At 44.8% G+C, this 5,536-nt stretch carries 3 protein-coding genes and 1 pseudogene; all 4 read right to left on the reverse strand.

What is annotated here, in order from left to right:
- The coding region (locus RMO84_RS13420; protein ID WP_310488952.1) for a cysteine peptidase family C39 domain-containing protein at positions 1-1,512 on the reverse strand (1,512 nt) is incomplete at its 3' end.
- A 121-nt stretch (positions 1,513-1,633) separates the two neighbouring features.
- Positions 1,634-2,356, reverse strand: a complete 723-nt coding sequence (locus RMO84_RS13425) for a peptidyl-prolyl cis-trans isomerase (RefSeq protein WP_310488953.1) — start codon at positions 2,354-2,356, stop codon at positions 1,634-1,636.
- 112 nt (positions 2,357-2,468) lie between these two features.
- Positions 2,469-4,265, reverse strand: coding sequence for an HlyD family efflux transporter periplasmic adaptor subunit (locus RMO84_RS13430; protein ID WP_310488954.1), 1,797 nt, complete (start codon positions 4,263-4,265; stop codon positions 2,469-2,471).
- A 252-nt stretch (positions 4,266-4,517) separates the two neighbouring features.
- A pseudogene (locus tag RMO84_RS13435) lies at positions 4,518-5,536 on the reverse strand (hypothetical protein); the annotation flags it as partial.

A 5,536-nucleotide genomic window follows, 5' to 3' on the forward strand; every position in this document is an offset into this window, starting at 1 on the left:
GCTGGTGAGGATATTCTCGAATAGGGCGACGACGATCAGGAGAATGCCAAAGATTGCCAACGTGGATGGACTATTTTGACCCAAGACTCGATCGATAATCACTTGCACCAGCAGTGGGTTAGCCAAACCCAAGATTTGCACGAAGAATGACGCAATCAGGACTTCAACCAGAACTTTCCATTCGGGTTTGAGATAAGGGATAAACCAAGCCAGATCGAATTTCTGCCGTTGGATATTCTTAGTTTCCAGCAGCAGTAGAATCTGAACTGAGGTTTGAGCATCGCCGAGCAGGGAAATAAATCGATCGATCTTAATTTTCTCAACGCCAGATTGAGGAGTACCTAACACGATCTCTTTGTCGTTGGCTTGATAGATAACCGCAAAACTATCTTCCCAAGCAATCAGCGCGGGATTCTGAATCCGACAAATTTGGTTGGCAGGAATATCCATCAGTCTGCCCATCAAACCCAACGCTTCGGCAATCCCCGCACACGGTTGCAGGGTGACTTTACCGTTGCGTTCGAGTTGCAGATCGACGATCCGTTGGACGGTTTCGCGGCGATATTTAATCCCCAAATATAAACTAATCATTTGGAAACAGGCCAGGATCTCTTCCCTAATACCGCGACCCAACACGGTGGGGAATTTGCCATCGCGATAAGCCACGGCTATTTGACTGGGCGGTGTAGTCAGTTCGTTGTTAGTAACTCGGACATCTAATTCTGGAGCGTAATCTATTAAGATTGCAGAGCGCGCAGAGGTTTCCGCCCAGGCGTCGTCGCAGATCGCGGTGATGTCGAGCAGACGGGCACTAAGTCCGATTAACCTTGGGGGTGATGAAGACTCTGGGATACTTAAAACTGGACGATTCCGCAGAGGGGACGCTTCGCGATCGAGTGGGATGGGGACGCCAAATTCCGCTGCTGGAGCCAAACTATCGAACCAGAATCGATCGATTGCTAATGAGTCTGGTAATTTCACTGCGAGTACCGCATCTTGCCAGACGCGCTCGGTGAGTTGAGCTAGTGCTTTGCCTGTGGGTAATCCTAAGTTTTGATGTTGAAAATAGCGAGTCATCAGATCGAAGACTTCGGCGCGGTGTGGGGTCTTAAATCCATCCGCAACAGCGGGATGTTGGTACAGTAAATCGGTAAAGTCTGTGGCAGAGAGGGCAAAGCAAATAGTTTCTTCAGATGCCAGAGCTGTTTCACAAGGAATTTTACGAATTAGACCGATCGATCCCAGCATTCCACCCGATTCTAATACTTGTAAAGAGATAGTTTTATTTGTATTCGGTTCGCTCCCAACCAAACGAATTTTGCCACTAAAAATTACTAAGAAGCGATCGGGTAATTGAGTATTTAAGGAGATTTTTTGACCCATCCGAAACCGCAACGGCTGCATTTTACTCGCCCAAGCTTGTAATTCATCTGGCGATAATCGATCGAATGGAGCCAATGGTTGCAGAAAAGTTTGAATATCTGTGCTGGTCAGGGTTTGTCGGTCGTTCATGGTCGCAAGTTAATCGATCGGGGTATCGGGTGAGGAAAGTTACGGACTAGTGGCGATGCGGTTTTAAGTATTCGAGCTTGGTGTCGATAATTGATTCTTATCCCTTCACACCAGAATTAACCTAATTCAATAGTTTCTGTACTTCTGTATCTACCCACCGATTGAATAACTCCTCCTTAAGTCGGTGGCGCATTTCCTCATTGAGTTGAGCGGGAACGATCGCTTCTAGTTGCAGAACTAACCACCCATCGCCGATTTTGATGGGTGGAAGGATTTCATGCGGCTGGAGAGTTATCAGCGCATTAGCAATAATGGGGTCTAGTTTGCACAGCTCGATTGGCCCGCTAATTCCTTTGGTTTTGGCTTCAATTCCTTCAGAATAAAGCGGTGCGAGATCGACAAAGGTAGCTTCTTCGGAGACGAGCCGCAAGTAAATCTCTTCAGCAACATGGACTTCGCTCACTCGAATTGTCGAAAATATTACCCGATCGATCTGAGCTTTACGTTGACAAAAGTAGGATTCTAACTGGTCTTCCCATTTATCGGTCTTGAATTTTTGCAGTTGCAGTTCGCGGTTAATTAAGGCTTGAAGGTCTTGCTGTTCTAATCGATGTTGCTGGAGCCAGGAATTTAAGTCTCGATCGCTACCGATCTGCTGTTGGCAGCAAAAATTCTGCCAAGCCTGTTGCTGTTCTAATTCAGTAATTTCATAATCTTTAATTGCTGCTGCAATTAGCATCTCTTTGGCAAGTTGGGGCACAAGCTGATACTTGCGCATTAAGGATAGTAATTCTTCGCCAGTTAGAGATGTATCGCCAATGTGTAGGACAGCAGACATATTCATACCATTTTGGATTTTGGATTGGGGACTAGAGAAACCTCGCTGTCTCTGGAGTTTGCTGCTCCATCAATCGGGATTGTTTTTTAAATTGGCATGACATTACTTATTGCCGAGGTTATCGGAGATTTTTTAATCCATCTGACTGCTTGAAAAACAGATCGGTTAAGATGCTCATTACTGGTCGATCGCGTAATTTAATATTCACTTTCACAGACATCCCCGGCTTGAGTTGGATCGCCGATCCCTTAATTATCAGTGCCTGTTTGGAAAGTTTGATTCTGGCGGGGAATCGCGCAAATGGGTAATCCCGCTCTGGGGGAAGGGCATCGGAACCAATCCACTCGATCGTGCCTTTAACGTCGCCAAATTCGCTAAAGTTAAAAGTGTCGATTCGCACGTCTACTTGTTGGCCGATTTTGACGAAGCCGATATCTTTGTTGGTGATATAGACTTTGGCAATGATGTCTTTAGTAGGGATAATTTGGACGATCGGATCTGGGGAATTACTGCTAACGACGCCTTCAGGGTAGGCTTTCAGCTCGAATACTTCGCCAGCGACGGGGGCGTGAATTTCTTGATATTTGAGGTTTTGCTGGGCTTGGGTAATTTGATTGGCAGTTTCGAGGATCTTTTTGTCGTTTTCGACGATCGATTTGTTGAGTTGGCCATCGATTTGGGCGATCTGTTTGTCGTTTTCAGCCAAGCGAGAAAAGAGATCCTTCTGGCTGACGGCGACATCATTATCGAATTTAGCGATGCCGCGATCGGCACTAAGCTGTAATCGGGCGTATTCTCGATCGAGTTGGGCAATCTCTGATTGGCGTTGCTGGAGAGTCTGCTGCTGTTCTTGGATGCGTTGCTGTTGTTTTTGGGCGTCCGTGCGACTGGTGGCAATCAGCCGATCTTTTTCTAACTTGAGCCGATCTCGTTCTTGAATTTTTTGTTCGAGTTCGCTGGTTTGGGCGACGACTTCTTGCTCTTGGCGTTTGACTTGAGATGTGGAAATCGCACCGGCTGCACCGGCTGGCTGCATGTCAGCATACATTTGCTGGTAGATATTTAAGGTTTTTTCGGTGGCATTGAGGCGAGCTTGATTTTGGGAGATTTGACGATCGATTTGAACTAGAGAAATGTCTAGACTCTCTTTCCCACTAACCATTTCTCGATGCATACTGGCAATGTTTAATTTAACGCCAGCAATCTGCACGAGTAAGCCTTGCCGCCGCACACGATTTTCGGCAATCTGTTCGCGGACTTGGGCGATCTCTAATTTACTGCCAGATAGCCGCGTATTTAACTCGGTAACATTCGACTGCAACCGTTTTTGCCGATCTGAAGTCAAGCTACTAATCTGCCGACCATTTAACTGAGCGCGGTAGAGTTGATTCTCCGCCACCAAGGCATTTCGACTCTTCGTCAAAGCCAAAATTTCCGGCGCAATCTTCACCTTGACACTTGCCCTTTCCCCTTTCCCTGCGCCAACACCCATCTGCTCCCGATAAAACCGATTCTCCGCCACTAGCGAGGCTTTAGTCTTGGTAAGATAAGCCAATTGCGACTTGGAGACAGTCGATTCTAGTCTCAGCAGCAAGTCTCCAGCTTTAACTCGATCGCCGTTTTTGACATAAATCTGTTTGACGACTCCAGCCATCGGTGCCTGGATTTTCTTGGCATCATCGATCGGTTCGAGTTTGCCTTCAGCGGGAATCGCTTCGTCAATGCGAGCAAAACTAGCCCAGGCAGTCACCACGACAATTAAGCCCATGATGCCCCAACCGATCGCGCGCGACCAAATTTGCGATTGTTGGAAGATCGTCGATTGACTGGACTGATGAGATCTACCAATTTCACTACGGCTAGGAATATCTATCGAGCCATTGTTGACGCGCTGGGTGTCACTATCTCTGGGCATGAGGGAATAGGGTAGTGGGTGGGTGGCGTCACGCGTTCAGAAAGTGTCAGTTAGTTGCCCGATAACGCTTTCTTAATGCCGATCGATCGCCCTAGTGTTATTATTCCCACATATATCCAGACATACTTCAATATTTAGCGATCTAAATCTATCGCCGATCGGGTGAGTGCGATCGCGGAATTCAGAACTAGTAAACTAGAGTATCGATTAGTTAAGTCTAAAAAAGAGAGATGAGTTCAAATATTTCTATATCTAGTTATTCTGGAAGATCGATCGAGATTTATTTTTCCAAATCTTACGCCAGTTAACGATTTGAGATGGATTAAACTTCTCAAAAATTGGCTCGACTTTATCTAAATCCTGTTCGATCGACCTCGCACCCGTTATTTCGTCAACTACAATATAGTATGCACCCGATCGATAGCATTCAGCGATTGATGCAAATAATGCAGTTACGCACTTAGCATAGACCATCGGCTTGGCATTAGGAAATCGGCAGTAAACAGGAGAGATAATTTTTCTTACACTATTACAAACAACATAATATACTTCTCCTCGATCGCCTTGAAACATTCGCACGAGGTAGTCTTTTAATCCTGGCTTCGGATGCTCGATCGCTTTGCTAAGTGGATAAAAAGATAATTCAGGGGTAATTAAATAATATAAATAATCTACGTAGCCTTGATAAAAATAATCTAGTTCTTCAGATAAAAGACATGGGAGATTTTTGATGATTGAGCGAGTATCTTCAGTCTTTGGCTTTAATAGTAGCCATACTGCTTTATCTCGTTCTCGATAGAATCGCCAGGAATAAAGATTAAACCAATCATCAATTATATTGAATGACCAATCCATTAATGATGGATTTCTCATTCTCCCATCTTTTTGCCAATATCGATCTTTTCGACATGGTAATTCTTTGGAAAATCTTTGATACCCAATACTAAATAAAAATGCCAACACTAAGTCATCTTGACTGTCCTGTTCTAGGTCTGTATTTCTCGACTCCCGATCTTCTAATAATATCGATTCAGATGAAGGATAGTTTTGTCCATATTTTGCCGGAATAGTTATCCCATGATGGCAATAAATTTCATAACCATCTGTATATTTAACGGCTGGTTTAGATTCTCCATGTGGTAACAGCCATCGATCTAAATTTAATTCACTCGGTCGCTCTATAATTATACAAAGACGATCGTTAGTTATTAAGTAAGGGCACTCTTCACACAAAGATTTCCAAGCATTCCAGATATCTAGATCGTATTCTA

It is taken from the genome of Chamaesiphon sp. VAR_69_metabat_338 (assembly GCF_031423935.1).
In the GTDB taxonomy this organism is placed as follows: Bacteria; Cyanobacteriota; Cyanobacteriia; order Cyanobacteriales; family Chamaesiphonaceae; genus Chamaesiphon.